Annotated in this window: 1 protein-coding gene; it reads left to right on the top strand. The window is 78.4% G+C overall.

All coding sequences use genetic code 11. The features are described from left to right. The coding region (locus C1I93_RS30455) for an adenylate/guanylate cyclase domain-containing protein (RefSeq protein WP_146603616.1) at positions 1–1395 on the top strand (1395 nt) is incomplete at both ends.

Genomic DNA, 1395 nt, shown 5'->3' with positions numbered 1-1395 from the left:
GGTGACGGGTGGGAGGCGTACCGGGCGGTACGCGCCGGCCTGGAGATCCAACGGGCGCTCGACCGCCGGCCGGTCGCGGCGGCTCCCGGGCTCCGGGTCCGGGTCGGCGTGGCCACCGGCGAGGCAGTTGTCGACATCACGGCCGGCCACGACGGTGGGCACGGCGTGGCCAGCGGCGCGGTCATCACGCTGGCCGCCCGCTTGCAGGAGTACGCCCCACCCGGCGGCGTGGCACTCTGCGCGGCCACCCACCGGGCCGTCGACGGACTGATCACCCAGCGCCGGATACCGGCGGTGGCGGTCGCCGGCAAGCCGCTGCCGGTCGACGTCTGGCACGCCACCGGCGTGCGGGCAGCCCGACCGGCACGACCGGACGGCCCCCTGCTCGGCCGCCGCCGACACCTGGCCGCCGCGCGGGAACATCTCGCGCACGCGGTACGGGGACCCGGCCCCCGTCGGGTGCTGCTCGTCGGCCCGACCGGCAGCGGCCGCAGCCGGTTGCTCGATGAGCTGATGCACACCACGCCCACGGTGGACGGAGTCGCCGTGCGGTGGTGCGCGACGGCCTGCCCGCCCTGCCCCGACGACCCGCTGGCACCGGTGGTGGGCCTGCTACGCCCGCTGACCGGAGCAGGCGCCACGCCCAGCGCCCCCGCGCTCGCGGGCTGGCGGGAGTCGCTGCTGAGCCTGGCGCGTCGGCAGCCGGTGGTGCTGGCCGTGGACGATCTCGACCGGGCCGCTGCGGCGTTCCGCCGGCAACTGGACACACTTGTCGACCGGGCCACCGCGGACGGCCTGCCGCTGGTGCTTGTCGCCACCGCCGACGAGAACGCCGACGAAACCACCCGACCCGCCGCCCGGGTGCGGTTGGGTCCCCTCGACCCGGTGACCACCGGACGGCTGGTGCGCCGGTTACTGCCCCGCACCGGCCGGTCGCCAGCCCTGGTACGGCGGCTGCTCCCCCTGGTCGGCGGCAAGCCCGGCTACGCCATGGCGTACGCACGCATGCTCGGCGTCGATGCTGCGGCGGACCCGTCGCGGGCCGGCGGGCCCACGCTCGACGGCGACGCCACGCGACCGCTGCCCGTCCCGGAGAGCGTGCGCCGGGTCGTCGAGGCCCGGCTGGACCGCCTCGACGGCCCGGCCCGGGCGGCGCTGATGGCCGCCGCCGTCCTGCCTGGCGCCACCGCGCCGGAGCTGGCCCGGGCCCTCGGCTGGTCGACCGGCCGGATGGCGGCGACGCTGGGCACCCTGAGCGCAGCGGGCCTGCTGGTCGCGCGGCGGGCCGGCCGGCTCGACTTCACCGACGAGTCGCTGCGCCAGGTCGCCGTGGCCCGGCTGCCCCGGGCGGTACGCGCCGCCCTCACCGCCCGGACCGCCCGCACCCCGCACCGC

The sequence above is a fragment of the Micromonospora endophytica genome, from assembly GCF_003236305.1.
GTDB lineage: Bacteria > Actinomycetota > Actinomycetes > Mycobacteriales > Micromonosporaceae > Micromonospora > Micromonospora endophytica.
Note: the sequence above shows the minus strand (reverse complement) of the source record. Positions and strands in the feature narration are given on the sequence as shown.